Source organism: Nonomuraea sp. NPDC049486, from assembly GCF_040676925.1.
GTDB classification, from domain to species: domain Bacteria; phylum Actinomycetota; class Actinomycetes; order Streptosporangiales; family Streptosporangiaceae; genus Nonomuraea; species Nonomuraea ferruginea.
In genome coordinates this window covers 1-26,605 of the sequence record NZ_JBFAPV010000026.1, presented here as the reverse complement: position 1 = coordinate 26,605, position 26,605 = coordinate 1, and the positions used below count along the sequence as shown (strand labels likewise).

At 71.1% G+C, this 26,605-nt stretch carries 28 protein-coding genes and 2 tRNA genes; 16 read left to right on the top strand and 14 right to left on the bottom strand.

Features of this window, described 5'->3' with window-relative positions; all coding sequences use genetic code 11:
• Positions 1-220: 220 nt before the first annotated feature.
• Together AB0K05_RS42035 and AB0K05_RS42030 are read left to right on the top strand one after the other, a co-directional pair.
• On the top strand, positions 221-736 hold the full coding sequence (locus AB0K05_RS42035) for a M48 family metallopeptidase (RefSeq protein WP_261808313.1): 516 nt from the start codon (positions 221-223) through the stop codon (positions 734-736).
• Positions 733-1,317 carry a hypothetical protein gene (locus AB0K05_RS42030; protein ID WP_364237104.1) on the top strand — a complete coding sequence of 195 codons (585 nt, stop codon included), beginning with the start codon at positions 733-735 and terminating at the stop codon, positions 1,315-1,317. The genes AB0K05_RS42035 and AB0K05_RS42030 overlap by 4 nt, the downstream gene beginning before the upstream one ends.
• Here AB0K05_RS42030 and AB0K05_RS42025 read toward each other — a convergent pair.
• The 3 genes from AB0K05_RS42025 to AB0K05_RS42015 form a co-directional block, all read right to left on the bottom strand.
• Positions 1,304-2,305, bottom strand: a complete 1,002-nt coding sequence (locus AB0K05_RS42025; protein WP_364237101.1) for an endonuclease/exonuclease/phosphatase family protein — start codon at positions 2,303-2,305, stop codon at positions 1,304-1,306. The two genes, AB0K05_RS42030 and AB0K05_RS42025, sit on opposite strands and share 14 nt — an antisense overlap.
• A gap of 63 nt (positions 2,306-2,368) precedes the next feature.
• Positions 2,369-2,941, bottom strand: coding sequence for an NUDIX domain-containing protein (locus tag AB0K05_RS42020; RefSeq protein WP_364237099.1), 573 nt, complete (start codon positions 2,939-2,941; stop codon positions 2,369-2,371).
• Positions 2,938-4,143 carry a zinc-dependent metalloprotease gene (locus AB0K05_RS42015; protein WP_271278967.1) on the bottom strand — a complete coding sequence of 402 codons (1,206 nt, stop codon included), beginning with the start codon at positions 4,141-4,143 and terminating at the stop codon, positions 2,938-2,940. Before AB0K05_RS42015 ends, AB0K05_RS42020 begins: the two co-directional genes overlap by 4 nt.
• 130 nt (positions 4,144-4,273) lie before the next feature.
• On the opposite strand from AB0K05_RS42015, the gene AB0K05_RS42010 reads away from it, so the two are divergent.
• The 6 genes from AB0K05_RS42010 to AB0K05_RS41985 all read left to right on the top strand — a co-directional run bounded on the left by AB0K05_RS42010 (position 4,274) and on the right by AB0K05_RS41985 (position 10,298).
• Complete coding sequence (locus tag AB0K05_RS42010) at positions 4,274-5,347, top strand: NAD-dependent epimerase/dehydratase family protein (protein WP_187281383.1); 1,074 nt, start codon at positions 4,274-4,276, stop codon at positions 5,345-5,347.
• Between the two features lie 20 nt (positions 5,348-5,367).
• Positions 5,368-5,793, top strand: coding sequence for a molybdenum cofactor biosynthesis protein MoaE (locus AB0K05_RS42005; protein WP_148029300.1), 426 nt, complete (start codon positions 5,368-5,370; stop codon positions 5,791-5,793).
• A gap of 10 nt (positions 5,794-5,803) precedes the next feature.
• On the top strand, positions 5,804-6,844 hold the full coding sequence (locus AB0K05_RS42000; protein ID WP_364237096.1) for a PDZ domain-containing protein: 1,041 nt from the start codon (positions 5,804-5,806) through the stop codon (positions 6,842-6,844).
• A gap of 132 nt (positions 6,845-6,976) precedes the next feature.
• Entirely contained in the window at positions 6,977-9,928 is a 2,952-nt protein-coding gene (locus tag AB0K05_RS41995; RefSeq protein ID WP_364237094.1) for a UPF0182 family protein, read from the top strand.
• A 54-nt stretch (positions 9,929-9,982) separates the two neighbouring features.
• Positions 9,983-10,059: transfer RNA gene (locus tag AB0K05_RS41990), tRNA-Met, on the top strand.
• Between the two features lie 165 nt (positions 10,060-10,224).
• A tRNA-Met gene (locus AB0K05_RS41985) sits at positions 10,225-10,298 on the top strand.
• 108 nt (positions 10,299-10,406) lie between these two features.
• Here AB0K05_RS41985 and AB0K05_RS41980 read toward each other — a convergent pair.
• Positions 10,407-11,330 carry a type II CAAX endopeptidase family protein gene (locus tag AB0K05_RS41980; protein WP_364237092.1) on the bottom strand — a complete coding sequence of 308 codons (924 nt, stop codon included), beginning with the start codon at positions 11,328-11,330 and terminating at the stop codon, positions 10,407-10,409.
• Positions 11,331-11,529: 199 nt separating this feature from the next.
• Here AB0K05_RS41980 and AB0K05_RS41975 point away from each other — a divergent pair, with 199 nt between their 5' ends.
• Entirely contained in the window at positions 11,530-13,122 is a 1,593-nt protein-coding gene (locus AB0K05_RS41975) for a peptide chain release factor 3 (RefSeq protein ID WP_364237090.1), read from the top strand.
• Between the two features lie 13 nt (positions 13,123-13,135).
• Here AB0K05_RS41975 and AB0K05_RS41970 read toward each other — a convergent pair whose 3' ends face one another.
• The 4 genes from AB0K05_RS41970 to AB0K05_RS41955 all read right to left on the bottom strand — a co-directional run bounded on the left by AB0K05_RS41970 (position 13,136) and on the right by AB0K05_RS41955 (position 17,195).
• Positions 13,136-13,939, bottom strand: a complete 804-nt coding sequence (locus AB0K05_RS41970; RefSeq protein WP_364237088.1) for a hypothetical protein — start codon at positions 13,937-13,939, stop codon at positions 13,136-13,138.
• Positions 13,940-14,140: 201 nt separating this feature from the next.
• A complete protein-coding gene (locus tag AB0K05_RS41965) occupies positions 14,141-14,878 on the bottom strand; it encodes a hypothetical protein (protein ID WP_364237086.1) in 738 nt (245 codons plus the stop codon).
• Positions 14,875-16,092, bottom strand: coding sequence for a VWA-like domain-containing protein (locus AB0K05_RS41960; protein ID WP_364237083.1), 1,218 nt, complete (start codon positions 16,090-16,092; stop codon positions 14,875-14,877). The genes AB0K05_RS41965 and AB0K05_RS41960 overlap by 4 nt, the downstream gene beginning before the upstream one ends.
• A 5-nt stretch (positions 16,093-16,097) precedes the next feature.
• A complete protein-coding gene (locus AB0K05_RS41955; RefSeq protein WP_364237081.1) occupies positions 16,098-17,195 on the bottom strand; it encodes an ATP-binding protein in 1,098 nt (365 codons plus the stop codon).
• A gap of 133 nt (positions 17,196-17,328) precedes the next feature.
• Here AB0K05_RS41955 and AB0K05_RS41950 point away from each other — a divergent pair, with 133 nt between their 5' ends.
• Positions 17,329-17,796, top strand: a complete 468-nt coding sequence (locus AB0K05_RS41950) for a class I SAM-dependent methyltransferase (protein ID WP_364237078.1) — start codon at positions 17,329-17,331, stop codon at positions 17,794-17,796.
• Positions 17,797-17,814: 18 nt separating this feature from the next.
• On the opposite strand, the gene AB0K05_RS41945 is transcribed toward AB0K05_RS41950, so the two are convergent.
• On the bottom strand, positions 17,815-18,117 hold the full coding sequence (locus AB0K05_RS41945) for an EthD family reductase (RefSeq protein WP_219543952.1): 303 nt from the start codon (positions 18,115-18,117) through the stop codon (positions 17,815-17,817).
• Between the two features lie 293 nt (positions 18,118-18,410).
• On the opposite strand from AB0K05_RS41945, the gene AB0K05_RS41940 reads away from it, so the two are divergent.
• Genes AB0K05_RS41940 through AB0K05_RS41925 form a run of 4 tightly spaced genes read left to right on the top strand, consistent with a single transcriptional unit; the run spans position 18,411 to position 21,975 of the window.
• Positions 18,411-20,642: a nitrate- and nitrite sensing domain-containing protein gene (locus tag AB0K05_RS41940; RefSeq protein ID WP_364237075.1), complete on the top strand. Its 2,232-nt coding sequence runs from the start codon at positions 18,411-18,413 to the stop codon at positions 20,640-20,642.
• Positions 20,635-21,060: a roadblock/LC7 domain-containing protein gene (locus tag AB0K05_RS41935; protein ID WP_148029312.1), complete on the top strand. Its 426-nt coding sequence runs from the start codon at positions 20,635-20,637 to the stop codon at positions 21,058-21,060. Before AB0K05_RS41940 ends, AB0K05_RS41935 begins: the two co-directional genes overlap by 8 nt.
• Positions 21,057-21,407: a DUF742 domain-containing protein gene (locus tag AB0K05_RS41930; RefSeq protein ID WP_219543950.1), complete on the top strand. Its 351-nt coding sequence runs from the start codon at positions 21,057-21,059 to the stop codon at positions 21,405-21,407. Before AB0K05_RS41935 ends, AB0K05_RS41930 begins: the two co-directional genes overlap by 4 nt.
• Positions 21,388-21,975, top strand: a complete 588-nt coding sequence (locus tag AB0K05_RS41925; protein WP_148029314.1) for an ATP/GTP-binding protein — start codon at positions 21,388-21,390, stop codon at positions 21,973-21,975. The genes AB0K05_RS41930 and AB0K05_RS41925 overlap by 20 nt, the downstream gene beginning before the upstream one ends.
• Here the strand turns inward: AB0K05_RS41925 and AB0K05_RS41920 are convergent.
• Positions 21,972-23,291, bottom strand: a complete 1,320-nt coding sequence (locus AB0K05_RS41920; protein ID WP_364237072.1) for a glycoside hydrolase family 6 protein — start codon at positions 23,289-23,291, stop codon at positions 21,972-21,974. The genes AB0K05_RS41925 and AB0K05_RS41920 overlap by 4 nt on opposite strands.
• Positions 23,292-23,483: 192 nt before the next feature.
• On the opposite strand from AB0K05_RS41920, the gene AB0K05_RS41915 reads away from it, so the two are divergent.
• Complete coding sequence (locus AB0K05_RS41915; RefSeq protein ID WP_148029316.1) at positions 23,484-24,059, top strand: hypothetical protein; 576 nt, start codon at positions 23,484-23,486, stop codon at positions 24,057-24,059.
• Here AB0K05_RS41915 and AB0K05_RS41910 read toward each other — a convergent pair.
• Complete coding sequence (locus AB0K05_RS41910; RefSeq protein ID WP_364237069.1) at positions 24,056-24,634, bottom strand: class I SAM-dependent methyltransferase; 579 nt, start codon at positions 24,632-24,634, stop codon at positions 24,056-24,058. The genes AB0K05_RS41915 and AB0K05_RS41910 overlap by 4 nt on opposite strands.
• 55 nt (positions 24,635-24,689) lie before the next feature.
• Between AB0K05_RS41910 and AB0K05_RS41905 the strand changes: the two genes are divergently transcribed.
• On the top strand, positions 24,690-25,157 hold the full coding sequence (locus AB0K05_RS41905; RefSeq protein ID WP_364237067.1) for a group II truncated hemoglobin: 468 nt from the start codon (positions 24,690-24,692) through the stop codon (positions 25,155-25,157).
• Here AB0K05_RS41905 and AB0K05_RS41900 read toward each other — a convergent pair.
• The 3 genes from AB0K05_RS41900 to AB0K05_RS41890 form a co-directional block, all read right to left on the bottom strand.
• Positions 25,154-25,378, bottom strand: coding sequence for a hypothetical protein (locus AB0K05_RS41900; RefSeq protein ID WP_148029319.1), 225 nt, complete (start codon positions 25,376-25,378; stop codon positions 25,154-25,156). The genes AB0K05_RS41905 and AB0K05_RS41900 overlap by 4 nt on opposite strands.
• 5 nt (positions 25,379-25,383) lie before the next feature.
• A complete protein-coding gene (locus tag AB0K05_RS41895; protein ID WP_246639496.1) occupies positions 25,384-25,557 on the bottom strand; it encodes a hypothetical protein in 174 nt (57 codons plus the stop codon).
• A gap of 173 nt (positions 25,558-25,730) precedes the next feature.
• Complete coding sequence (locus AB0K05_RS41890) at positions 25,731-26,135, bottom strand: hypothetical protein (protein WP_271280197.1); 405 nt, start codon at positions 26,133-26,135, stop codon at positions 25,731-25,733.
• Between the last annotated feature and the right edge of the window lie 470 nt (positions 26,136-26,605).

The window sequence follows — 26,605 nt, the reverse complement described above, 5'->3', positions numbered from 1 at the left end:
TTCTTGGTAAAGTCGAAACCGCAGAACGATCGCACCGCGAGCCCTTGACCGGATGTCACCCAGCTCTTGAATCCACGCTCAGAACGACACTTCCGGCGTGCCACGGTGATCAGGATCGGGAAACCGCGCTTGCCCAAATTCACCGGCTCTTAATCATCTGACCAGCAGAAACATGACTCGCCCTCTGGGGAATTCCGCGAGTGTCGGCTACCGTGCATATGTGCCCCCCGAGACAGTCGAGGTCCGTCGCAGTTCTCGTCGCCGGCGTACGGTCTCCGCTTACCGCGACGGCGACAAGACGATCGTGCTCCTGCCCGCCTGGCTCAGCGGCGAGGACGAGGACGAATGGGTGAGCCGGATGCTCGATCGGCTCGCGGCCAAGGAGCGCAAGCGACGGCCGACGGACGAGGCGCTGCTGGAGCGGGCGAAGGACCTTTCCGCGAAATACCTCGACGGCAAAGCCCGCCCCGCGAGCGTGCGGTGGGTCGACAACCAGCACCACCGATGGGGCTCCTGCACCCCGGAGACAGGCACGATCCGCATCTCGACCCGGCTCAAGGGCCTGCCCGAGTGGGTCATCAACTACGTCATCGTCCACGAACTCGTCCACCTGCTCGTGCCCAGCCACGGCCCCCGGTTCTGGACCCTGGTGGAGCGCTACCCGAAGGCCGAGCGCGCCCGCGGCTTCCTGGAGGGATTCTCCGCCGCCGCCCAGAACGCCCCGGAGGAGTGTTGACGCGTACGGTCGCGGTTCTCGTACGGGAGCGCATGGCCCGATCCGCGCCGCCAGGGGTCGACCCCGCCCGCTGGCTGGAGGCGATCGCGGAAGACACCTACGAGATGGTCGCCGGCCTGGAGCTGGTCACCCCCGTCCTGGCGACGAGCGTCCCCGGTCTCGACGACCTCGTCTGGCCCGGCACCGAGATCCTCGAAATAGGCGAGGACGACCCGGTCAAGGACGTTCTGCAGCTGCTCAAGGGCGATCAGGCCGCGATCGTCGCCGCCGACGCGCCCGACCTGCCGCCGCTGCTGATCGGCAAGCTCTTCCGCGAGCTCGGACGCGCGCTGATCACCGTCAGCCCCGCAGAAGGGGGCGGTGCGGTCGCGCTCGCCTGCCACCTGCCGCCGCCCGCCTGGGCGGATCCCGACCTGGACGACCCCGATCCGGTGGCGGCGCTGCGCGCGCAGGCGCCCGGACGCCGCATGGTGGCGGCCACGCCCGGCTGGCACCGGCTGCGCGCCCCCGGCGACGCCGAGCGTCTCGACCCCGGCCTCGAAGGCTGGGAGAGCACCCGCGCCCTGCTCACGGCACGCTGAGCTCCGCGAACACCGCCCGATGGTCGGTGCCCGGCACGTCGTGCACGCTGACCGCCTTCACCCCCACCCGCTCGTCCACCAGCACGTGGTCGATCGTGATGATCGGCGGGATCCGCCTGTTGGCCGGCCACGTCGGGATCAGCCCCGCGCCCACCTGGTCGGCGGCGTCCTTGTAGCCGCGCGCCAGCAGCCGGCGCATCGGCACGTGGTCGAGCGAGGCGTTGAAGTCGCCCGCCAGGATGCGCACCACGCCGCCGGACGGGCCGGGCAGCGACTCCAGCGCCTTCTGCCAGGCGGCGGCATACGGCCCGATCGGCGGCACCGGATGCACGTCGAAGAGCTCGACCGGCGCCCCGCCGGGCAGCGACAGCCTGGCCACCGGCATGTTGTGGCCCTCCAGCGGAGGCAGCGCGTCATCCAGCGGCTCCAGCGGGAAGCGGGAGAAGATGCCGCTGCCGCCCGCGCTCCACTCCGCCTGCAGCACGCGGTGCGGCATGACCTCCGTCAAACCGGCCGCGTCGAGCCCGTCGACCGCGCCGGGCGTCAGCTCCTGCGTGTTCAGCACGTCGGGCCGCAGCTCCCGCACCATATTCATGATCGTCTGAGTGTCGGCCCTGCCGAACAGCAGGTTGACGGTCAGCACCCGGAACGGCCGGCCCGCCGTCGCCTCCGCCACGCCGAGGGTCCTGGGCAGCACGCTGAACCCGAGCACCGTGCTGGCCAGCAGCGCGACCGCGGTGGCGGCCCGCCTGCGCCCGAGCGCGGCGATCATCAGGGGGACCAGCGAACCGGCGGCCGCGTACGGGGTCGCGGTCATGATCTGGGTGGGGATCGCCCCCCGTTCCAGCCCCGCCAGCCTCGTCACCGCCCACGCCGCGAACGGCGTCACGGCCAGCCACGTCAGCACGGCCCCGGCGCGCCCGGTGCGCCTCCGGCGCGCGGGCGTGACGATCGTCCCGCCGACGGGACTCTCCGAGGACACGCCCACTGCCAAAACCTCTCTGGAACGTTACGAAACCTCAGCGGTCTCCGCTGACGGCCGGTCCGCCGGTCAGCCCGCCGTCCCCCGACCGGCGGCGACCCTCTCCGCCAGCGCGGCGCGTCCCCTGGCCGCGAGGCGGCGGGTGGCCTCGTCGGACAGCTCGGGGATCTCCTCCACCGGGAACCAGCGCAGGTCCAGGGACTCCTCGCTGATCACCGCCTCGGCGCCCTCCGGGGCGACGGCGGCGTACTCGACGTCGAGATGCCAGCTGTGCGGCGGATGGCACCACACCCGGTGGCGGTCCAGCGCGAGCGGGCCGGGCAGCGGCTTCAGGTCCGCGATGCCGGACTCCTCCTCGGCCTCGCGCAGCGCCACCCCGGCCAGCGTGGTGTCGGAAGGCTCGCAGTGGCCGCCCATCGGCAGCCACATCCCGGCCTTCGGATGCAGGGTGAGCAGCACCCGCGCGCCGTCGTGCGACAGCACGGCCGTGGTCGCCGTGAGATGGCCGGGTACGCACTCGCGCAGCATGGCGTCCTCGTGAGCCGCCAGGTGGTCGAGGAACTCCGCGCGCAGCGACTCCTCCCCGGCCGTCGGCGCGGTCCACGCGGTGAGCACGGCCACCGCGTCGTCGTGCAGGCTCAACTCTGGTCGCCCTCGTCGCGGGGCTTCTCCTCCAGCTGGGAGATGTCCCACGTGGTCTCGCCCCGGACGAACGCCTCGGGATCGTCGAGGTCGTCGGCCGTCGGGATGAGGTCGGGGTGCGACCACAGCGCGTCGCGGCCGTCGACGCCGCGCGCCTCCTTGACGGCCTGCCACAGCTTGGCGGCCTCGCGCAGCCTGCGCGGGCGCAGCTCCAGCCCGACGAGCGTGCCGAAGGTCAGCTCGGCCGGCCCGCCGGTCGCGCGGCGCCGTCGTACGGTCTCCGCCAGGGCGACCGCGGAGGGCAGCTTGCCGGCGGCGGCGTCGTCGACCACCGTCGCGACCCAGCCCTCGACCAGGGCCAGCATCGTCTCCAGGCGGACCAGGGCGGCCTTCTGCCGCTCGGTCTCCTCGGGCTTGAGCAGCGCGCCGCCGCTCAGCGCCTCCTGGAGAGCCTGCGGGTTGTTGATGTCGAGCCCGCGGATCTGCTCCTCAAGGGCCGAGGTGTCGACCGTGATGCCCTTGGCGTACTCCTCGACGGCGCCGAGCAGGTGGCCGCGGAGCCACGGCACGTGCTGGAACAGCCGGTGGTGCGCGGCCTCGCGCAGCGCCAGGTAGAGCCTGATCTCGTCGGCGGGGTGTTCGAGGCCGGAGCTGAAGGAGGCGACACCGCCGGGCAGCAGCGCGGCCGTGCCGGACAGCGGCAGGCCGATGTCGGTGGTGCCGATCACCTCACGCGCCAGCGAGCCGATGGCCTGGCCGATCTGCTGGCCGACCATCATGCCGCCCATCTGCTTGAGCATGCCCATCAGCGGCCCGGCCATCTGCTGGGCCTCGGGTGGCAGCCCGGAGCCGCCGATGGCGCCGCCCATGGTCTCGACCATGCGCTCGGCGATCGGCTCGGCCAGCTTGCGCCACACCGGGATCGTGTTCTCGATCCACTCGGACCGGCTCCACGCCTGCGGGTTGGACACGCCGCTGGGCAGCGTGGTCGCCTCGTTGAGCCACAGGTCGGCCAGGCTGAGCGCCTCGACGATCTGGCGGCGCTCGCCCTCCATCACGCTCGGGTCGCCTTGTGCGACGACGGCGTGGCGGGCGATGTTCTTGGCCATGTCCCAGTTGACAGGGCCTGAACCCTGGGGCGCCGACAGCATGTCGGCGAACTGGCGCATCGCCTGAGCCATCTGCTCAGGGTCACCGAACATGGCGAACGGGTTTTCGTTGGGGTCGTTTTCACGACCTGGCAGGTCAGTCACCGCGTTACCTCGTGCAGGATGGAGGAGTCCACATCCGCCACGTTAGTCGTCCTGTGGCGGATCAGTGCAAAGTGAGGACCTGGTGCCTACCTCGAAACGCTCGCGCCGACCAGTCGTAGCCGTCACCGGCGCCGCATCCGGCCTGGGCCGCGAGCTGCTCGTCAGGCTCGTCACCTCCGCGGATTTCCGCAGAGTCGTGGCCATCGACGAGGAGCGCGGTGACGTGCAGGAAGCCACCTGGCGGGTGATCGACGTACGGGATCCGCTCTTGGCGAACCGGATCTCCGACATCGACGTCGTGGTCCACGTGGCCGGCGACTACGCCCTCGACTCCGATCCCGGCGAGCGCCGCGCGTACAACCTGAGAGCCGCCCAGACCGTCCTCACCGCCAGCGCGGCCGCGCGCGTCCGGCGCGTGGTGGTCGTCACGAGCGCGATGGTGTACGGCGCCGCGGCCGACAACGACGTGCCCCTCGCCGAGGACGCCCCGGTGGCGGCCGAGCCCGACACCGGCGTGGTCGGCGACTATCTGGAGATCGAGGCGCTGGTGCGCACGTCGCTGCGCAGCCACCCCGGCCTGGAGGTCACGGTGCTGCGCCCGGCCGCGGTCGTCGGGCCCGGCATCGACACCGTGATCACCCGCCACTTCGAGTCGCCGCGGCTGCTGACGGTCAAGGGATGCGCGCAGCGCTGGCAGTTCTGCCACATCGACGACCTGGTCTCCGCCCTCGAACTGGCCGCGAAGGGCGCCGTCACCGGGGTGGCGGCCGTCGGCTGCGACGGCTGGCTCGAACAGGAGCAGATCGAGGAGCTGTCCGGGATCCGGCGGTTCGAGCTGCCGGCCGGGCTGACCTTCGGCACCGCCCAGCGCCTCCACCGGCTGGGCATCACGCCCGCGCCTGCCACCGACCTCCACTACGTCGTCTATCCGTGGGTGGTCGACTGCGCCGCCCTGCGCGAGGCCGGCTGGAAGCCGTCGTGGACGAACGAGACGGCCTTCAACCAGCTCCTTGAGCTGCGCGAGAACCGCACCACCGTGGTCGGCAGGCGGCTGCCCGTCAAGGAGGCCACCCTCACCGCGGCCGGCGCCACCGTCGCCGTCATCGGCACCGCCGCGATCGTCCGCCAGGTGCGCAAGAAGCGCCGCCTGTGAGAAATATGTAGGCTCTTCGCGTGGACGTCATCCGGTTGCTCGGCATTCGTGACACCCCGCTGTCCGTCGACGAGGTGACGGCCGCGGTGGCCGACCACGCGGCGGGCGGCACGACCCTGTTCGTGGGCACCGTGCGTGAGCAGGATCACGGCAAGCCGGTGACGAAGCTGTCCTACTCCGCCCACCCGTCCGCCGAGCAGGAGCTGCGCTCGGTGGCCGAGAAGGTGGCCTCCGACTTCCCCGTGACCGCGCTCGCCGCCGTCCACCGGGTCGGCGACCTGGCGCTCGGCGACACCGCGGTGATCGTGGCCGTGGCCTGCGCCCACCGCGACGAGGCGTTCAAGGCGGCGCGCAGGCTGATCGACGATCTCAAGTCCCAGGTGCCGATCTGGAAACACCAGGAGTTCGCCGACGGATCGACCGAGTGGGTCGGCGCCTGCGAATAAGCTCGGATCCATGTCACGACGTGCCTTGACCCTGCTGGTTTCGGGCTTCCTCGTGCTCGCGCTCGGCATCGGCGGCGCGCTCGTGGACGTTCCGTACGTCGTGCTCAGCCCAGGGCCCACGGAGAACACCCTCGGGCAGATCGACAAGCAGCCGGTGATCAAGATAACCGGGCGTGAGACCTACCCGACCAGCGGTTCGCTCCGGCTCGTCACCGTCGCCTACCAGGGCGGGCCGACCTCCCAGATCGACCTGCTCACCGCGCTGCGAGGCTGGATCGACCCCACCGTCGCCGTCGTGCCGCAGGAGACCATCTTCGCTCCCGACCGCAGCCAGAAGGAGGTCGAGGAGGAGAACACGGTCGAGATGACCAACTCCCAGGACGACGCCACGGCCGCCGCCCTGAACGAGCTGAAGATCCCGTACAGGACCGTGATCTCGGTCGTCTCGGTCGCCAAGGACAAGCCCGCCGCGGGCAAGATCGAGAAGGGCGACGAGATCACCTCCGTCGACGGCAAGCCGGTCACCAAGACCGAGGAGGTCGGCGAGGCGGTGCGGGCGCGCCGGGCGGGCGAGGAGGTGACGTTCGGCATCACCAGGGGTGACGAGGATCTCAAGATCACCGTGCCGACCGTCGCCGCCGACGGCGAGCCGGTCGTCGGGGTGAGCATGCGGGCGACCTACAAGTTCCCCTTCGAGGTCGACATCAACGTGGGCGAGGTCGGCGGGCCGAGCGCGGGGCTGATGTTCTCGCTCGGCATCGTGGACAAGCTCACCGAGGGGCCGATGACGGGCGGCAAGCAGATCGCCGGCACCGGCACCATCAAGCCCGACGGCACGGTGGGCCCGATCGGCGGCATCCCCCAGAAGCTGGTCGGCGCCCGCGACGCCGGCGCCACGATCTTCCTCACGCCCGCGGGAAACTGCGCCGAGGCCCTGAAGGCCGTGCCTGACGGGCTTCGGCTGGTCAAGGCCGAGACTCTCAACAGTGCGAAACTGGCGATCGAAGCCTTGGTCTCCGGTAAAGGCAAGGTCCCGTCTTGCTCTGGATGAAACTTCCCTCAATCGCCGCGCGTTAGCCGTAGTGGTGACACTGCGGTGTAGGTTGCCAGACACGGACCGTTTCTTCATCACGACGAGGGGTTGGCCTTGAGCTTCCGGACCCCAGGAGCCGGCGGCAGGGCGATGCGCTTGCCCCGCCGACCGCGACTGCTTCTGCCCGTCGCGATCGCACTCGTGGCGATTGTGGCGCTCTTCTTCCTATTTTCCGGGATTTATACCGACTATCTATGGTTTAGCGCTGTCGACTACACGCGGGTCTTCTCCAGCGTGCTGCTGACCCAGGTGGTGCTGTTCCTCATCGGAGCGGTGCTCATGGTCGGCATCGTCGGCGGCAACATGCTGCTCGCCTACCGCACGCGGCCGACGTTCGGCCCGGCGGTCTTCGGCGGGGGCAGCGGCGCCGACCGCTACCGCGCCGCGCTCGACCCGCACCGCAAGCTGATCTTCATCGTCGGCCTGGCCCTGCTCGCGCTCTTCGCGGGCTCCTCTCTCGCCGGCCAGTGGCAGACCTGGATCGAGTTCGCCAACGCCCAGCCGTTCGGCACGACCGACGCCGAGTTCAAGCGCGACATCTCGTTCTTCATGTTCGAGCTCCCGTTCATCAGGCTGGTGCTCAACTTCCTGTTCACCGCCGTGATCCTCTCGGCCATCCTGGCGGCGATCACCCATTACCTGTACGGCGGGTTCCGGCTGCAGTCGCCCGGCGTGCACGCCTCCAAGGCCGCGCGCATCCACCTGTCGGTGCTGCTCGGCGTCTTCGTCCTGCTCAAGGCCATCGCCTACTGGTACGACCAGTTCGACCTGGTCTTCTCCGACCGCGGCTTCGTCCACGGCGCCTCCTACACCGACATCAACGCGGTGCTGCCGGCCAAGAACATCCTCGCGATCATCGCCCTGATCTGCGCCCTGATGTTCTTCGCCGGCATCTTCCGGCCGGGCGGAATGCTTCCCGGGGTCTCGTTCGGCCTGCTCGCGCTCTCGGCGGTGCTGATCGGCGGCGTCTACCCGATGCTCGTCGAGCAGTTCCAGGTCAGGCCCAACCAGCAGGCCAAGGAGTCCCCCTACATCGCCCGCAACATCGAGGCGACCCGCGACGCCTACAACGTCGACGACGCCAAGGTCGAGCCCTACAGCGCCGTGGCCGACCCGAGCCAGGTGCGGGAGAACGCCGCCGGCGACACGTCCGTGACCGGCGTCCGCCTGCTCGACCCCGCGCTCGTGTCCGCCACCTACGAGCAGACCCAGCGCATCCGGGGCTTCTACAGCTTCGCCGACCAGCTCGACGTCGACCGCTACCCCGACGCCAACGGCAAGCTCACCGACCACATCGTGGCGGTGCGCGAGCTGACCGGCCCGCCCGAGGGCCAGAACAACTGGATCAACCGCCACCTGGTCTACACCCACGGCTACGGCTTCGTGGCCGCCCCCGGCAACCAGGTCGACTCCAGCGGTCTGCCCGCCTACGACGCCAAGGACATGCCGGTCACCGGCCCCTTGGCGGAGCGCACCGGCCTCAAGGAGTCGCGCATCTACTTCGGCGAGACCACCGGCGCCGACTACGTCATCGCCGGCGGCAACCCCGAGCGTCCGCAGGAGCTCGACTACCCGGAGACCGGCGGCACCGGCCAGAAGAACACCACCTACACGGGCAAGGGCGGAGTCCCGGTCGGCTCGTTCATCAACCGGCTCTTCTACGCCGCCAAGTACAGCGAGGTCAACATCCTGCTGTCCGGCGACGTCAACGACCACTCCAAGATCCTGTACGAGCGCAGCCCGCGTGACCGCATCGCCAAGGTCGCCCCGTTCCTGACGCTCGACTCCGACCCGTACCCCGCGATCATCGACGGCCGGGTCACCTGGATCGTCGACGCCTACACCACGTCCAACTCCTACCCCTACTCGCAGAGCGAGAGCCTGCAGGAGATGACCCGCGACACGGCCACCGACCGGTCCAGGGTGATCGCCCAGCAGCCGCAGGACAAGATCAACTACATGCGCAACTCCGTCAAGGCCACGGTCGACGCCTACGACGGCACCGTCACGCTCTACGCCTGGGACCCGGACGACCCGGTGCTCAAGACCTGGAGCAGCGCGTTCCCCGGCATCATCCAGCCGAAGACCGAGATGAGCGAGAGCCTGCTCGCGCACGTCCGCTACCCCGAAGACCTGTTCAAGGTGCAGCGCTACACCCTGTCGCGCTACCACATCACCGACGCCGCGGCCTTCTACAGCGGCCAGGACTTCTGGAACGTCCCCAACGACCCGTCGCAGGGCGAGCAGAACGTCAAGCAGCCGCCCTACTACCTGACCACCACGATGCCGGGTGACCAGCCGAAGTTCTCGCTGACCACCACGTTCGTGCCACGGCAGGGCCCCAACCTGGCGGCGTTCATGGCCGTCGACTCCACGGCCGGCGACGGCTACGGCAAGCTGCGCATCCTGCGCATGCCGTCCAACACCCCGATCCCGGGCCCCGGCCAGGCGCAGAACGCCTTCCAGAGCCGGTTCGCGGGTGAGCTCAACCTGCTGGGCGTCGGCGCCTCCTCGGTCCGCTACGGCAACCTGCTGACGCTGCCGTACGCGGGCGGGCTCGTCTACATCGAACCCGTCTACATCCAGGTCGCGGCGGGAGGCGGCCAGGAGCCGTACCCGATCCTGCAGCGCGTCCTGGTGTCGTTCGGCAGCGAGATCGGCGTCGCCCGCAACCTCGACGAGGCGCTGGCCCAGGTCTTCGGCAAGGAGCAGACCACCGGAGACCAGCAGCAACAGCAGTCTCAGGAGAACCAGCAGCAGGAAAACCAGCAACAGCAGCAGTCCGCCCTGCAGACCGCGATCGGCGACGCCCAGAAGGCGTATGACGACGCCACGAAGGCCCTGCAGAGCGACCCGCCCAACTGGGAGGAGTTCGGCAAGGCGCAGCAGCGCCTGGACGACGCCCTGGAGAAGCTCCGCACCGCCGGGGTCCAGGCGCCGGTCACCCCGACCCCCTCGCCGACCGGTTCGCCGTCACCGTCGCCGTCCCCGACCGGGTCGGCGACCCCGGCGCCGACCGAATCACCGGAGCAAGGGTCCTAGCTCTCTCGATTTGCGTGAGTCCCGCGTCGGGGATAGTCTTTAGACACACACCGACGCGGGGTGGAGCAGTTCGGTAGCTCGCTGGGCTCATAACCCAGAGGCCGCAGGTTCAAATCCTGCCCCCGCTACCAAGAGGAAATGCCCTCCAGGATCATCCTGGAGGGCATTTCGCATGTACAGCCATCTTCAGGCAGAGGAACGTCCCGGGCGATCCGGTCGGTGGCAGTCGATCTTCCCGCGGGCACCCGTCGATTTGCGCGATCTCCCGTTTCAGGGATAGTGTCAAGACACACCGACGCGGGGTGGAGCAGTTCGGTAGCTCGCTGGGCTCATAACCCAGAGGTCGTGGGTTCAAATCCTGCCCCCGCTACGAGAAGAAACGCCCTCCGGGATCATCCCGGAGGGCGTTTCGCATGTCCGGGCAGCGGAGCCGCCCGTTCCCGCAGGGCCCGCGCACGCCCAGTCCCGGCTGGAGCGTTCAGCTCCGATGGACAGCCTCCGGCGCGGGCTCCGGCCGGTACCCGAGCCGGCCGCGCGTCGCGACGAGCACCACGAGCGCCGCCGTGGTGCCGGCGAGCAGAGTGACGTGGGACGCCTGCTCGGCGGTGGCGAGCGAAGGGAACACGTCCGCGTACATGATCGACATGAAGTTGTTGACGCTGACGTGCAGCAGCATGACCAGCGGCAGGCTCTGACCGGTCCGGTTGAACACCCAGGTGACGACCACGCTGAAGACGCAGGCGAAGGCGACGAACTCGCCGACCCTCATCCAGGTGACGTCCGGCCACCCGCCCCACTCGCTCAGGAACAGCGGCAGGTGCCAGATGCCCCAGAGCGGCCCGAGGACGAGGGTCGCGCCCAGCGGGCCGAACCTGCGCTGCATGCGGGGCAGGGCGAAGTCACGCCAGCCGGGCTCCTCCGCCAGGCCGGTCGTGACCATCTGGATGAGCAGGCCCGGCAGGTAGGCCACCAGCATGACGGCGGACGGCAGGCGGATGTCTCCGCCGGACAACGCGAGGCCGCTGACGATGATGGCGGCGGGCACGCCGACGGCCGTCGCGACGTACCAGACCCAGCTGACCCGCCACTTGGTCATGCGGCCGATCCACCGGCGGACGCCTTCCCTGCCGTCCGCGACCGCCGTGACGATGAACGCGGCGAGGATGGGGCCGAGATACGCGCCGGGGAGGACGCCCAGGATCTGGGTGCCGCCGAGCGCCGAGGGGAAGGTGAAGTCCAGGACCCCGAGACCGGTCGCCGAAAGGATGTAGGGCGTCCAGGCGGCCCAGCTCATCAGGTTGGCCAGGACGAAGAAGCTGATCAGCGGACGGCGGCGGATGAACCCCCGGATCCCGGTCCGGCTCGGCCGCTGATCGACACCTGGCGGGCTGTCGACTGACATGACATCGCTCCTTGGGGGAGTGGCTTGGCTGACGCTGATCAGCACACCAGCCGCGGCCCCGCCGGTCGCTCCCGCGTACGCCCCAACCCGCGGTACAGCCAGGGGTACCGAGTCGGCCCGGCAGGTGTCAGGCGGTCGCCGGGCGGTCACGCGGGTAGAGTGATGCGGTCCGCGGGGTGAGCACGGCAGGGGTAGGACGATGATCGACATCATGGGCGAAGGCGGCCGGCGCCGGACGTTCGCCGTCATCAGCCACCCCGACGCGGGCAAGTCCACCATGACCGAGGCGCTCGCCCTGCACGCCTCGGCGATCACCCAGGCGGGGGCGGTCCACGGCAAGGCCGGGCGCCGCGGCGTCACCTCCGACTGGATGGAGATCGAACGCTCGCGCGGCATCTCGATCACCTCCGCCGCGCTGCGCTTCGACTACCGGGGCCACGTGTTCAACCTCGTCGACACCCCCGGCCACGCCGACTTCTCCGAAGACACCTACCGGGTGCTGGCCGCCGTCGACTGCGCGGTCATGCTCATCGACGCGGCCAAGGGCATGGAGCCGCAGACCATGAAGCTGTTCGAGGTGTGCCGCCACCGCCGCATCCCGGTCATCACGTTCGTCAACAAGTGGGACCGTCCCGGCCGCGACGCCCTCGAACTGCTCGACGAGATCGAGGACCGCACGCGCCTGCGCCCCACGCCGGTCACCTGGCCGATCGGCGCCGCCGGCCACTTCCACGGCGTGATCGACCGGCCGGCCGGGCGCGCGGTCCGCTACGAGCGGACTCCCGGCGGCGCCACCAAGGCGCTGACCCGCGAGCTGACCGACGAGCAGGCCCTGGCCGAGCTGGGCGAAGACTGGCGGCGCGCCGGTGAGGAGACCGCGCTGCTGTCGGCCATCGGCGCCGACCACGACCAGAAGGCCTTCGAGGCCCACGAGTCCACCCCGGTGCTGTTCGGCGCGGCGCTGCCCAACTTCGGGGTGGCGCGGCTGCTGGACACGATGGTCGAGCTGGCCCCGCCGCCGGCGCCGCGTCCGGACGTGCACGACACGCCCAGGGCGCTGGACGCGCCGTTCTCCGGGCTGGTGTTCAAGGTGCAGGCCAACATGGACCGCGCGCACCGCGACCGGATCGCGTTCGTCCGCGTGTGCTCCGGGCGGTTCGAGCGCGGGATGGTGCTCACCCACGCCGCCACCGGGCGGCCGTTCGCCACCAAGTACGCCCAGAGCGTGTTCGGCCAGGATCGCACCACGCTCGACGAGGCCTACCCGGGTGACGTGGTCGGCCTGGTCAACGCCGGTGCGTTGCGGCCCGGCGACACCCTGTTCGACGGGCCGCCGGTAACCTACCCGCCGATCCCCAGCTTCGCCCCCGAACACTTCGCGGTCGCCCGGGGACGCGACTCCGGCAAGTCCAAGCAGTTCAGGCGCGGCATCGATCAGCTCGATGCCGAGGGCGTCATCCAGGTGCTCCGCTCCGACCTGCGCGGCGACCAGGCGCCGGTGCTGGCGGCGGTCGGGCCGATGCAGTTCGAGGTGGTGCAGCACCGCATGGCCGCCGAGTTCGGCGCCGAGATCAGCCTCGACCGGCTCGACTACACGCTGGCCCGCCGCACCGACGCCGCCTCCGCGCCGGCCCTCGACCGCGAGCGCGGCTGTGAGGTGCTGACCCGCTCCGGAGACCAGGCGATGCTGGCGGTGTTCACCGACCAGTGGCGGATGCGCACGATCGCCCGCGACCAGCCCGGCCTGACCCTGGAGCCGCTGATCGCCGACACCAGCCGGGAGCAGCGCTGACTGGCCCGCGCCGCTAGCCGTTCTCCGCCAGCCAGCGGTCCAGCTCCTCCCGGTCCCGCCGCAGGTCCGAAACCCAGATCCCGGCGTCGCGAGGGTCGTGCTTGAGCAGCTCGGGGATGTCCGCGTTCCAGTTTTCGGCGATCTCGGCGACCGCCTCACGGAGTTCGGCCTCCAGCTTGCTCCGCACGAACAGCAGGCCGACCGCCGCGAGCGGCCGGACCCAGCCGCGTCCCCGCACGACCAGCGTGAGGCCGAGCCGCCACTTCCCGCCGCCCTCGGCAGCCGCCCTGACCAGCAGGCGCGCCTGCCCGTAGTGATGACGGAGCAGCACGGTCACCGGCGCCTGCCCGCCTCCGCCCTCCACCTGGCGCCACCACTGCCGGATGTCGAGCCGAGCGGCCCACGACAGCCGGTGGAGGCGCTTGGCGGCGTGGTGCTCGCCCCCGGCCACGAGCGACCCCGGCGCGCCGGGATCGGACAGCTTCACCGTCCACGTGGTCTTCTGGTCGTCGGGGTGCCAGGTGGTGACGGCCGCGCTCACCTCTCTCGTACGCTCCCACGAGGTGATCAGCAGCTCGCTGGTGGTGCCGTTCCCGTCCTCGCCCTCCGGCGGGTCGGTGTGGCGCTGGTAGCGCGCGCCGGCGGTCAGGTGGTCGCCCTCGACGAGCGCGACGTCGGCGAGCTCCTCGTCGCCCTGGATCCGGCCTTCCTCGTCCGTGCGCAGGTCCTCCGCGCGGTCGAGCAGGGCGCGTACGTACTCCTCGAACCAGTCGCGGGGGATCGCCTCGACGACGGCTGCTGCCTGTAAACGGGCCATACGCAGCATGGTCGCGGCGAGACCGGACCCGTGTCCACAAGCCGGCGCCCTCCGGGGTCTCCCTCGGAGGGCGCCGGTCGGGGCATGGGGGTCCTTACGCCATCAGCACCTCCTGCGGCTGTCCAGGGCTCTGTCTCTCGGGAAGCCACGGTCATGGAGAGGTACGGAGGAGCGGGCGGTCGAGTTCACCCCTGGCATCGCTCAATCGCCTCGGAGGGCGCGGAGCACGGCCGCCTGCTCGGCTGTCGTGCCCGCCTCGCGGGCGCGGGCGGCGTCCGCGGCCGAGAACCCCGCGACCACCCAGGCGGCGACCTCGGTACGCGGTATCGCCGCGTCCCACCAGTCCCGCATCAGGCCGAGCGCGTCGACGCCGCGTCCGGCCAGGCCGGCGGCCTCGGCAGGAGTGAAGCCGATGGCGCGGTAGACGGCCGCGCCGGCCGGGTCGATGCCGGTTTCCGCCCAGGACACGGCCGCGGCGCCGGTCCATCCCGCGTCGAGATAGGCACGCGCCGTCGCGGCGGGCACACCGCCTCCCAGGAGCGCCCGCATGGTCTCGCGCTGCTCGCCGTCGAGCGCGCTGGGCCGGGGCGAGCGGGAACGGAGCAGGGTGCGCAGCCACCCGCGCGGGCCGGGACGCTCCCCGGCGAGGTGCCGCTCGGCCGCTTCCGCGTGCGGGTAGCCGAGTTCGTGCCAGCGCACGGCGTCGCGGGGCGTCATGCCCGCCCGCAGGAGAGGCTGCACCGTGTACGGGGAGAGGCCCGCGGTGCGCCAGGCGAGGGCCTGATCGGGGGTGTGGACACCGGCGGCCCGCCATCGTTCGGCGGTGTCCAGCGGGAACCCGCCGCCGATCCAGCGCCGGGCCTCGGCGACGGTGAACCCGCGGGCGGTCCACTCGTGCAGATCCTCGGGCTCGGGGCGGTCGGCGTAGGCGATGCTCATGATCTCTCCCGGTCGAGGTCTTCGTCTCGGATCGTGACGGTGTGGGCCCAGGCGGGCGGTCGTCCGGTGCCGACGAGGCCGACCAATACGGGGACGGGCGGCCGGTGCTCCGGCCACGGGGTCTGCCCGTCGGTGAGGACGACGACCAGGTCGGGGCGCGGGCGCAGGGCCAGGGCGGCGGTGATGCCCTCGCGCAGGTCCGTTCCGCCTCCGCCGGTCAGCTCGATGTCCTCCGTCCTGCGTACGGTCTGGACGGGGTGCGCGTGCAGGTCGCAGCAGATCACCCGCAGCCGCCGCCCTGGACCCCGGGCGAGAGCGGTGATCTCGGCGAGGAACCGGGTCAGCATGGGCTGCGGGATGCTGCCTGAGGTGTCCGCGACCAGCACGATCTCGGGCGCCGGGGCGACCATCGCGGGCAGCACCACGCCGTTCACGGGCGGGCGCCGCGCGGGCCGGCGGTAGGAGAAGTCCACCCGTCCCGAGGCCTGCCTTACGCCGCGCCGGACGCGCGCGCCGAGCTCGGCCCGCCAGTCGACGGCGGGACGCAGGCGTTCCCCGGCCCAGCGCCGCCACCCGCCGGCCATCGGAGACCGGGCGGCGGCCCTGGTCTCGATCTCGCGGGCGATCGCGAGTTCGAGGATGTCGCGCTCGACGCCGTCCAGCCCTCCGCCGGAGATCTCGTACGGGCGCTCCACCCCGTCCGCCGCGCTGCCGCAGTCGATCAGCTCGGCGAGCGGGCGGCCGCCCCGGCGGTGCGCGGCGTCGAGAACCTCGATCAGCGACAGGTACTCCTCCGCCATCCGCCCTTCCGGCAGGCCGAGGGCGCGCGGGGAGATCACCCCCGCGGGTGCGCCGGCTTCGAGGTCGTCGTTGACCTCGGCGTCGGCGGCCTGGATCCAGTGCGGTGACGGCCCGGGGGAGCGGGCGGCGTGGTGGCGGACGAGGTGGCCGATGTGGTGCAGCAGCCACCATCCGATCTCTCCGGCGGGCGTGGCCAGGGTCGTGCCGGGGTCGAGGTGGACGTGCCACCGGGTGTCGGTGGGGAAGGCGCGGAACTCGGCGTCGGCGACGGGCTCCCCGGTCACGTCGTCCAGATACGGTTCGAGGACGACCGGCCTCAGCGCGAACAGCGCGCTCGCCAGGTAGGGCGCGCGGGCGGCGGCCCACACCCGCGCCTCGGCGAAACGCCGCAGCACGTCGGGGGTACGGTCCACGGGGTTCATGGCATGAGGCCCGCGGATCGCAGGATCGGCGCGAGGTCGAGGAGCGCGGAGGGCAGGCCCGCCCCGGCCGGCCGGTTCGCGGCCAGCGTCCGAGCCGAGGCCGCGGCCACGTCGGGCGTCGTCTTGGAGACCCGGCCGATCACCGTCCAGGCGCGTTCCCAGGTTACTGCGCCGCCGTCGGCCACCACGTGCGCGACCAGCCCGCCCAGCAGCGCGTGCAACCGGTCCGCCCGGTCCGGCAGCGGCGCATCGGGGTCGTCCAGCAGGGTCTCCGGGTCGGGCAGGTCCAGCGTGCGCAGCCAGGACAGCAGCTCGAACCCGGCCGCCTCGCCCACCGCCCCGATCACCAGCGCCGCCACCGCCGCGTCCACACCGGTCCCCGCCGCGTCGGCCTCTCCGGCGGCCAGCGCGATCGCGGCCATCTCCCAGCTGCGCGGGCTCGGCCAGCTCCTGCCCGCGCGCTCCGGCGTACCGGGCACGGCGAGCACCAGCTCGGGCCTGACCCGCAGGAAGGCGCCGACCCGCGCCTTCGCGGCGGCCATCCCCGCCCGCGACGGAGGGACGACCCGGACGGCGTCCGGCGCGGGGAACCCGTGGGCCAGGCCGTCGGCCACCTCCACGGGCGAGACCTCCCAGTCCAGGTGGACGAGCCGGTTCGCGAGCGGCGCCGACAGCTCCCAGCCGTCCGCGGCCAGGTCCGGCGGGTTCGCGGCGGCCACGATCCGCACCCCTTCGGGGAGTACGAGGTCGCCCACGGCACGTTCCAGCACCACCCGCAGCATCGCGGCCTGCACCGCCGGCGGCGCCGTGGTCAGCTCGTCCAGGAAGAGCAGCCCCGACCCGGCGGACGCCAGCCGTTCCGCCCAGCGCGGCGGCGCGAACCAGGTCCCCTCCTGGCGGACGACCGGGAGACCGGCGAAGTCGCCGGGCTCGCGGACCGATCCGACGACCACCTCCACCGGCAGGTCCAGCTGCCGCCCGAGCGCGACGACGGCGGACGTCTTGCCGGTGCCCGGCGCTCCCCACAGCAGGACGGGCAGATCCGCCCGCACCGCCAGGGCGAGGGCCGTGCGCACGCTGTCGTTCTTCGTCATGGGAATCCTCCAAGGTGTCGCGTCAACCGTAGTTGACCCCTTGGAAGGCGGTCAACTACGGTTGACGGAGGTGGAGGTGCCGGAAGCGATGTCGCCCCGCGCGGCCACGAGCGCGTCGGCGTATGACTGGATCATGAGCGCTCGCTACGACGGCCTGGCCGAGTGGTACGACGAGTTCAACGCCGAAGGCGCCGCAGGGAACGCGCCCGAGCTGGCCGAGCTGCTCGGCCCGGGCGACGGCCTATGCCTGGACCTGGGCTGCGGCACCGGCCAGTATCTCGACGCGATCCGCGCCACCGGCAGGATCGTCGTCGGGCTCGATCGGTCAGCCGACCAGTTGCGGCTCGCGCGCCGCAGGGATCCGGCGCCGCTGTTCCAGGGTGACGGCCACGCGCTGCCGTTCCGCGACGGCGCGTTCGGGACCGTCGCCGCCCTCTGGGTGTCCACCGACATCCCCGACTTCGCCGCGCTGACGAAGGAGGCCGCCCGGGTGCTGCGCCCGGGCGGCCTCCTGCTGTTCTACGGGGTGCATCCCTGCTTCAACGGCCCGCACATCGAGAAGCGCGAGGACGGCGCCGTGACCATCATCCCGTGCCGTTGATCCTTGCTGTGCGCGCCGTCAGACCACAGTCTCCGCCGGGCCCGTGAGCATCGTGACGCCGGCGCCCGCGAAGTTCGCCAGGTCCGTCACCGCCTGCTGGCCGACGTCGCTGCCCATGGCGGTGTTGAACGCGGCCTCGTCGTCGAACGTCAGCACCGCCACCAGGTAGTAGGCCGGCTCCGCGCCCCCGGGCCGGGTGGCCGTGTAGGAGCGCAGGCCGGGCAGCCGGGCGGCGAGGGGCGCGTGCACCTCGTCATAGTGCTTGTCGAACGCGGCCGTGCTCTCCGGGTGGTGGTAGAGCGCGAGGAGCTGGTACGCCATGACGCCTCCAGATGTCGGTTGCCTCGATCAAACATCGGCGGAGCCGCGAGCGGTAGCCCCGGCCAGGAGCGCGGACCACGACGCGATACATCATGACAAACGGTTGTAAACGCGAGTATGTGGCGAGTTGGATATCAAACTCTCAACTTTTGTGACGCCGGGTTGTAGCCCGTGACCCTCAGCGGCATAGTGGGGCAAATCACAGCGCGCATCCGTCGCGGGAGTGCTCTGCAGGCACTCGCCGCCTCCACGGCATCGACTATGCGCAGGCACGCGCGGATTGGATGAAGCGTATGAGAGCCGCCCCACCGATCCGCTCCAAGCTGGTCCGCATCCTCATCGTCCCGCTGGTCTCGCTGATCGGCTTATGGATCTACATCGCGTACACCATGGTGGGCGAGACCTCCGGATTCGCGGGCAGCCGCAGCGAGTGGGACGCCGTCGGCGTCCCCTCCCGCGACCTGATCACCCAGCTGCAACGTGAACGGCAGCTGACCGCCGAGGCCGCCGGGAACACCTCGGGCAACGCCCAGCTCGGCACCCAGCGCCAGCACACCGACCAGGCCGTGGCCCGCATCAGGGACGTGGCCGCCACGTTGATGGGCGACGTCAGCACCCCGCCCGACGCGGTGCGCGACCTGCTCGGCGAGCTCGACGGGCTGCCCAGCATCCGGGCCGGCGCCGACCTGGACCAGGTGCCGGTGCTCGCCACCACCGAGAAGTTCAACAACGTCATCAGCGTCGCCAACCGCCAGTTCGCCGGCACCGAGATGATCACCGCGGTCTCCTCGTACCGGGTGCTGCGCGGCCTCGGCTACTACGGCGCCGTCGACGAGTACGTGGCCAGGGAGAACGCCATCCTCACGCCGGCGCTGCAGCGCGGCGAGATGACCAGGGCCGAGCACGGGGCGTTCGTCGCGGCGATGGCCGGCCGCCGCGTCCAGCTCGTGAACGCCGAGCGGGACATGGGCCCCGAGCTGCGGGTCTGGCACGAGCAACTGCTGGCCGAGCCCGCCTACCAGCGGTTCACCACCGCCGAGGACGCCGTCTTCCACTGGAACAAGAGCGGCAAGCCGCCGATCCTGGCCGAATCCTGGCGGCGGGACGCCGGCGCCGTCCACACCATCCTGAGCGACAACTACGCCAAGGAGCTGGCCCGCGCCTCCGCCAAGGGCGAGGACCTGGTCTTCGCCGGCTTGATGCGCATCGTCCTGGTCGTCGGCCTGGGCCTGCTGGCCGTGGTGCTGTCGATCGCGCTCTCGTACCGGTTCGGCCGGTCGCTGGTCAACGAGCTGAAGAAGCTGCAGGGCTCGGCCGTCGAACTGGCCGAGGTGCGGCTGCCCCGGCTGGTGGAGCGGCTGCGCAAGGGCGAGGACGTGGACCCGGCCGAGACACCGGAGCTGGAGAGCGCCCGCACCGCCGAGGTGGAGCGGGTGGTGCAGGCGTTCTCGGCCGTGCAGCGCACCGCCGTCGAGGCCGCCGTCGGCCAGGCCACCCTGCGCAAGGGCGTCGGCCAGGTCTTCCTGAACCTGGCCCGCCGCAACCAGGCGTTGCTGCACCGCCAGCTCTCGCTGCTGGACGCGATGGAGCGCAAGGCCGAGGACCCGGACACCCTTGAGGGCCTGTTCAAGCTCGACCACTTCACCACCCGCATGCGCCGCCACGCGGAGAACCTCATCATCCTGTCCGACGCCGCCCCCGGCCGGCGCTGGCGGGACCCGGTGCCGATCTTCGACGTGGTACGCAGCGCCGCGCTGGAGGTGGAGGACTACACGCGCGTCACCATCCAGCCGATGCCGGACAGCCCGCTGCTCACCGGCGGCGCGGTGACCGACGTCATCCACCTGGTCGCCGAGCTGCTGGAGAACGCCACCGCCTTCTCGCCGCCCAACACCAGCGTGCAGGTACGCGGTCTCACGGCGGCCAACGGGTTCGCCCTGGAGATCGAGGACCGCGGCCTGGGCGTGAACCCCGGCACCCTGGAGGAGCTGAACGCCCAGCTCGTCACCCCGCCGGAGTTCGACCTGGCGCGCAGCGACCGGATGGGCGTCTTCGTGGTCTCCCGGCTGGCCGCGCGGCACGGCATCAAGGTCACGCTCCGCCCGTCCCCGTACGACGGCACGACCGCGATCGTGATGCTGCCGACGTGCATGCTCGCGGAGCGCGCGCCGGTCTCGTCGCAGCTCAGCCAGTCGCTGTTCGAACCCGTCCGGCAGGTCCCGCCCCCGCCGCCCAGGGAGGTGCGCGCGTCCGGCCCCGTGCGGACGCTCGACCCGCCCACCGGGCCGATCCCGCGGCAGACGGACCCGGACGACGACCTGGACGGCCTGCCGGTCCGGGTACGCCAGGCACATTTGGCACCACAACTAAGGAAAACACGTCCGGAGCAGGAGCCCGAGGTCTCCGCCCGCGCCCCCGAGGAACTGTTCAGCCTCATGACCTCCATGCAGGAGGGCTGGCGGCAGGCGCGCAGGGAGACGAACGGCGACCGCGACGTGCGCGACGAAAGGGACTCCCATGGCTGACGCGAGATCTGAGCTGAGCTGGCTGCTCGACGACCTGGCCAACCGGGTCGCGGGAGTGCGGCACGCGATCCTGCTGTCCGCCGACGGCCTCACCATGGGCGGGTCCCAGGGGCTGACCAGGGAGGACACCGAACACCTCGCGGCGATCGCGGCAGGCAGCCACAGCCTCGCGATGGGCGCGGGCCGGCACTTCGGCATGGGCGGCGTCCGCCAGACGATCATCGAGCTGGAAGGCGGCTTCCTGTTCGTCACCGCGGCAGGTCAGGGCGCCCGGCTGGCGGTCCTGGCCGCGGGTGACTCCGAGCTGGGCCTGATCACGTACGAGATGGCCCTGCTCGTCCGTCGGGTGGGCGAGCACCTGACCGCGCTGCCGAGAGGCGCGGCGCCCGCGCCGGTGTGGAACGGGATGACACCGTGACAGACGACGATCCGGGGCCTCTGATCCGGTTGTACGGTCTCACGGGCGGCCGGGCGCGGCCCCAGGGCGAGGCGTTCGACCTGGTGGCCATCGTCGCCACGGTCCACCTGCCGCAGGAGCCGTCCGTGCTGAACCCGGAGCATCACACCATCCTGCGCATCTGCCGCAGGCCGACCCCCGTGGCCGATGTCGCGGCCGGGCTCGGCCTGCCGCTCAACGTCACCCGCGTGCTGCTCGGTGACCTGCGGCGCGAGGGGCTCGTGAGCATCACCCCGCCGAAGCCCGCCAACCAGTCGATCGATGAACGTACCTACAGGGATGTACTGCATGGAATTCGCAGGCTTTGATCGCCCCCGGCCCTCCGGAGGGACGCTCACCGCGACCGCCCTGAAGATCCTGGTGGCCGGCGGCTTCGGCGTGGGCAAGACCACCATGGTCGGCACGATCAGTGAGATCCGCCCTCTGCACACCGAGGAACTCCTCAGCGACCGCGGCGTGGGCGTGGACGACGTGTCCGGCGTCGAGCGGAAGGTCGCCACCACGGTGGCGCTCGACTTCGGCCGCATCACCATCCGCCAGGATCTGTGGCTGTACCTGTTCGGCACCCCCGGGCAGGACCGTTTCTGGTTCATGTGGGACGAACTCGCGCTCGGCGCGCTGGGCGCCGTCGTGCTCGCCGACACCCGCAGGCTGGCCGACTGCTTCCCGGCCGTCGACTACTTCGAACAGCTCAAGCTCCCCTTCGTGGTCGCGGTGAACTGCTTCGACGGGGCCCGCCGGCACGATCCTGGGAAGGTGCGGCGGGCCGTCGGACTGGACGAGACGACTCCGGTCATCATGTGCGACGCGCGTAACCGGTCCTCGGTCAAAGAGGTCCTGACCATGCTCGTCACCCATGCCATGGAGGTCCGCTAGCGGGCTGTGCAGGCGATCGGCGCCGGGGTGGCGGCCGAGCCGTTGGCCAGGAAGCCGAACGTGGTGGTGCCGCCCGCGGCGACCGCGCCGTTCCAGCCGAGGTTGCCGACCGTCACGGACGAACCGGAGGAGCTCAGGTCGCCGTTCCAGAGCTGGGAGATCGACTGGCCGCCGGCGAAGGACCAGCCGACCTGCCAGCCGGAGATGGCCGACGCGCCGGTGTTGCGCACGGTGACCTCGGCCTGGAAGCCGCCCTGCCAGCTGTTGACGATCGTGAACGCCGCGGCGCAGCCCTGGCCGGTCGGCGTCACGGTCGGGGTGACCGTCGGGGTGACGGTGGGCGTCTGGGTCGGCTCGCCCGCCGCGATGGCCAGGTCGTAGGCGCGCTGCGGCACGAACTGGCCCGCCGCGGCGATGCAGCCGTCGGCCTCACCCGGCGGCTTCACCCACAGGAACGCGTCGATCATCGAGTCGCCCGTCGCCGTGGTGCTCCACGTGCCCGTGGCGCGGCCCGCGGGGTCGCACCACTCGCTCCCGGCCGGGCCGTTGCCGTTGCGGCTGGTGTCGATCACGGCGCGCAGTCTGGAGTCGCCGGTCGCCGCTATGACGCTCTTCGCGTACGACACCAGACCGGGCGACGAGCGGTAGTTGGAGGTGTTGACCGCGATGCCGTCGGCGCTGCTGGACACGTTGGCGCCGCGCAGCCGGTTCGCCGCCTCCCCGGCCGACAGCCAGGCGTCGTGCCCGATGTCGTAGTACACCTTCACCTGCGACGACGTCGCCTTGAACCGCTGGCCCGCGTACGACATCGACGCCTGCACCTGGGCCTGCTCGGTGGAGTTCATGCAGTTCGACATGATGGCCAGGGCGTCAGGCTCCAGCACGATCGTGGCCGGGCGGCCGCCGAGACCGGCCGCGATCTGGTCGATCCAGGCCCGGTACGCCGTGTGGTCCGGCGCCCCGCCCGCGCTCGGGCCGCCGCAGTCGCGGTTCGGCATCGCGTACACGGACATGATCGGGATCTTGCCCGCCCTCGACGCCGCGCCCACGTACGCGTCGACCTGCGCCCGGACGGTGGACGGGTTGTACGTGGCGAACCAGCGGCCCTGCGGGACCGCGGCGATCCGGTCCCTGATCACCGGGGCGCGGCTGTCCCCGGGGTTGGCGGCCACCCACTTGGCGGCGTTCGTCTCCGGGTCCACGTAGAACGCCGAGTCGGCGGCCTGGACGGCGGAAGAGGTGAAGACGGCCGCCCCCGCCACGGCGGTCGCGACCGCGGTGAGGAGGGCGGCCAGCACGGGCCTTCTACGAGACATGGAAACTCCGTCCTGATATGGGAGCGCTCCCACGCATGGTAGGGAGCCCCCGCCTCCCGCCAGAAGCGCGATCGGCCGCCGGAAGGCAAAGGCACAGGCGGGAGGCCGATGAGCGGCTGAAACTTTCAAGCGGGATTACGACTGACGGCGATCGCGCCGGTCAACCGGCCTGCTCTTGCTAGGGTCCCGTGTGTGCGTGTCCCCGTGACGGGTTCCACCGGGAGGGTGCGGTGGCTCTGGCTCGTGGCGCCGGCCACACTCGCGGCCCTTCTCACCCTCATCGCGATGGTCTTTCCCGGCGGCAGCCTTTATGTCCTGTCTTACGCGGTCCTGTTCTGGATCCTGACGACGGCCCTGTGGATCGTCCTGCTCTGCGTCCCCCGCTACCGCCGCAGCCCCGGCATCGCGGTCGCGCCGCTCGTCGCCGCGCTCACCTGCGCGACCGTCGCGGCCGACCTGCCGATGCGCGCGGCGTTCGCGGTGTCGGAGCCCGCGCTGACCGCCTACGTACGGTCGCTGCCGCTGCATCCCGACAGCGTCACGGTGGGCGACGCCGAGAGCGGGCTCGGCGTCGAATGGGTCGGGCTCTTCCCGGTCGGGCGGGCCGTGCGCCACGTCGACCGGGCCGACCTGGGCGTCATCGGGTCGGGAGGCTGGCTGGAGTTCTGCGGTCTCACGTACGTGCACGGGGAGCGGCTGAGAACCTACCGGTTCTCGTCCGTCGACCGGCTCTCCGACAGCTGGTACGCGACGTGCGAGGACTTCTAGGGCCTGCGGCTGACCAGCAGATAGCGCCAGAAGAGGAGGCGCCTGACCCGGGCGCCGGGCAGGAGGCGGGCGGTGTGCTCCCTGACCTCGCCGAGGGTCATCACCGGCGGCGTGACCGGCGCCTTCACCGGTGCGGAGCTCCGGCGGCTCAGCGCCAGCCGCGCGGCGGCGTTCACCGGGACGGCCGCCAGGCTGGTCAGGTAGTCGGCCGCGGTGCTCTCCCGGTAGCAGCCGAGCACCGCGAGCACCCCACCGGGCACGAGCGCCGCACGCAACCTGACCACCGTCTCGAACGGCACGTGGTGCAGGCTGGCCAGGCACGAGATGAAGTCGTAGTGGGCCTCGGGCAGGTCCATGGCGGTGACGTCGGCGCGCGCGTATCGGACACCCGCCGCGCGCGGCGCTGCCTCGATGACCTCCGGCGACGGATCGATCGCGTCCACGACCACACCACGGGCGGCCAGCCGGCGCGCGAACAGCGCGGTTCCGCAGCCCACGTCGAGCGCGGTGGCCGCGCCCGCCGGGAGATGGCGGAGCAGCAAAGGGTGGTAGTGGTCGTTGTGATCGAAGGTCATGGATCCGAGTATTGAGGGTGTTGCCGGGCCGACATCATGATGATTACATGATTACATGACCGAAGACGGCATACCGACGCTTTACGAATGGGTCGGCGGCACGGATGCGCTGGAGCGGCTGACCGAGGTCTTCTACCGCCAGGTCGTGAAGGACGACCTGATAGGGCCGCTGTTCGCGCACATGGATCCCGGCCATCCCCGGTACGTGGCCATGTGGCTGGGCGAGGTGTTCGGCGGGCCCGCCCGCTACACCGGCGAACGCGGGGGATACTCGCACATGCTGGCCCACCACCTCAACCGGGGCATCACCGAGGACCAGCGGCGCCGATGGGTGAGCCTGCTCATGGATGCCGCCGACGAGGTGGGGCTGCCGGACGATCCCGAGTTCAGGGCCGCGTTCGCCGGCTACATCGAATGGGGCACCAGGATCGCCCGCACCAACTCGCAGCCCGGCGCCACGCCGCCGCGACAGGCGCCGGTGCCGCGGTGGGGCTGGGGCGTCGCTCCTCCGTACCAGCCTTAGAACTCCAGCTGCGGCGGGTCCTCGACCTCCATGGGGTCGATGAAGGTGTCGGACTCGCGGGGGTCCTCCTCGTCCACCCATCTGGAGATGCCACGCGGGATCTCGTCGTCGATCTCCACGATCTGGTGCTGCTGGGGGAACACGTCCTCGTACATCGCGGCCCACGACTGCTGCGGGTCGTCCCCCAGATCCTTGCCGATCTCGTACGGTTGCTCACTCATCGAACTCACGCCTTGCCGATCATCTCGACCGTCTTCCTGGCGGCCCAGCCGAGCAGGGACAGGGCGACCACCACCTGGGTGGCGCGCGACCAGAAAGTGGAGGTCACGTCCGCGTAGACGACCACGCCCAGCCACATCAGGTTGAATATGGCTACCAGCGCGATGGCCGCCCAATTCATCCCTCTCTGCCACATATGCGCAGTCTTACAGTCACCACCCCAAGCCCGGGTATGCGTTGGGTCACCGCCGCGTTGTTTGCCGTTCCAGCCCGCCTGTCGAGTGCGGGCCGCGCGGGGGCACGGGCGGAAGCAGCTCGTCTGTTGAGAGCGAGCCGCGCGGATCACGGCGGAAGTCAGCGACGCAGGCTGCGGACCGGGCCGACGCAGCGGCGCAGCCGCATGCTGTCACGGGGGCGCGGCTTGGTCTGCTGCTCCGCCAGGCAGGCGAGCAGGGCGGCCGCCGCCTGGGCGTCCGACAGGATGCGCTGCACGGCCTCTCCGGGCTGCGGAAGCTGCCCCCGCTCGTCGAGCTCGTGCCTGACGAACGTCATCGGGTCCGGCGCGCCGGCGTGCTCGGCGGCCACGGTCGCGCGAGCGGCGGTCAGCAGCCGCAGGTAGTGCGTCCGCAGCATCGCCTCGCGCATGCGGGCCTGCTCCAGGTCCTCCACCAGGGTCCTCGCCACGTCCAGCAGGTCACCCGCCTGGGTCGCCGGGTCGGCGAGGAAAGCACGGATGTCGTCGTATTCCGAGCGGGTCATGCCGGACACCTCCGAGAGCGCGGGACTGCTCGTGGCAATTCGTACCGCCGGGGCATTGCGGACCACTTGCTGTTCGCTTGCCCTGGGCCCTCCCGGACCAGTGAGGTTTGGGTGTCCCCTGGGAAGGGAAGGACCTGAGGATTACCTCTGTGGGCCCGAGATGGTCTTGGAGGCTGCTACAGTTGCTCAGGCACGGGCGGCCAGGGACTCACCAGAGTCCCGGAGAAGCCCGGCGAGTCCCACTCCACACTGATCGTCCGGATGGTTCGCATCTGTCCGGATCGGCCGGTAGGGTAGAGGGGTTGCCTCGGAAACGGGGTGGTTGCCGACTTTTGAAGCTCGATGGGGTTCGCGTCAATTTGACACGAACTTGGAGGGCTGCGAAGATTGGTAACACAAAGACGAAATGAACGCCTCTTCGGCGGGGGCCGCTGGTCGGGTCTTGCCGGGGTGTACGCGTCCGTTTCTTG

Bases quoted from the DNA above. Each gene is read 5' to 3' on its own strand.
- AB0K05_RS42015 (WP_271278967.1), bottom strand. From the start codon at position 4,143: ATGTTCGGTGACCCTGAGCAGATGGCTCAGGCGATGCGCCAGTTCGCC.
- AB0K05_RS42000 (WP_364237096.1), top strand. From the start codon at position 5,804: ATGTCACGACGTGCCTTGACCCTGCTGGTTTCGGGCTTCCTCGTGCTC.
- AB0K05_RS41995 (WP_364237094.1), top strand. From the start codon at position 6,977: ATGCGCTTGCCCCGCCGACCGCGACTGCTTCTGCCCGTCGCGATCGCA.
- AB0K05_RS41980 (WP_364237092.1), bottom strand. From the start codon at position 11,330: ATGTCAGTCGACAGCCCGCCAGGTGTCGATCAGCGGCCGAGCCGGACC.
- AB0K05_RS41975 (WP_364237090.1), top strand. From the start codon at position 11,530: ATGATCGACATCATGGGCGAAGGCGGCCGGCGCCGGACGTTCGCCGTC.
- AB0K05_RS41970 (WP_364237088.1), bottom strand. From the start codon at position 13,939: ATGGCCCGTTTACAGGCAGCAGCCGTCGTCGAGGCGATCCCCCGCGAC.
- AB0K05_RS41965 (WP_364237086.1), bottom strand. From the start codon at position 14,878: ATGAGCATCGCCTACGCCGACCGCCCCGAGCCCGAGGATCTGCACGAG.
- AB0K05_RS41955 (WP_364237081.1), bottom strand. From the start codon at position 17,195: ATGACGAAGAACGACAGCGTGCGCACGGCCCTCGCCCTGGCGGTGCGG.
- AB0K05_RS41950 (WP_364237078.1), top strand. From the start codon at position 17,329: ATGAGCGCTCGCTACGACGGCCTGGCCGAGTGGTACGACGAGTTCAAC.
- AB0K05_RS41945 (WP_219543952.1), bottom strand. From the start codon at position 18,117: ATGGCGTACCAGCTCCTCGCGCTCTACCACCACCCGGAGAGCACGGCC.
- AB0K05_RS41940 (WP_364237075.1), top strand. From the start codon at position 18,411: ATGAGAGCCGCCCCACCGATCCGCTCCAAGCTGGTCCGCATCCTCATC.
- AB0K05_RS41935 (WP_148029312.1), top strand. From the start codon at position 20,635: ATGGCTGACGCGAGATCTGAGCTGAGCTGGCTGCTCGACGACCTGGCC.
- AB0K05_RS41925 (WP_148029314.1), top strand. From the start codon at position 21,388: ATGGAATTCGCAGGCTTTGATCGCCCCCGGCCCTCCGGAGGGACGCTC.
- AB0K05_RS41920 (WP_364237072.1), bottom strand. From the start codon at position 23,291: ATGTCTCGTAGAAGGCCCGTGCTGGCCGCCCTCCTCACCGCGGTCGCG.
- AB0K05_RS41910 (WP_364237069.1), bottom strand. From the start codon at position 24,634: ATGACCTTCGATCACAACGACCACTACCACCCTTTGCTGCTCCGCCAT.
- AB0K05_RS41905 (WP_364237067.1), top strand. From the start codon at position 24,690: ATGACCGAAGACGGCATACCGACGCTTTACGAATGGGTCGGCGGCACG.
- AB0K05_RS41900 (WP_148029319.1), bottom strand. From the start codon at position 25,378: ATGAGTGAGCAACCGTACGAGATCGGCAAGGATCTGGGGGACGACCCG.
- AB0K05_RS41895 (WP_246639496.1), bottom strand. From the start codon at position 25,557: ATGAATTGGGCGGCCATCGCGCTGGTAGCCATATTCAACCTGATGTGG.
- AB0K05_RS41890 (WP_271280197.1), bottom strand. From the start codon at position 26,135: ATGACCCGCTCGGAATACGACGACATCCGTGCTTTCCTCGCCGACCCG.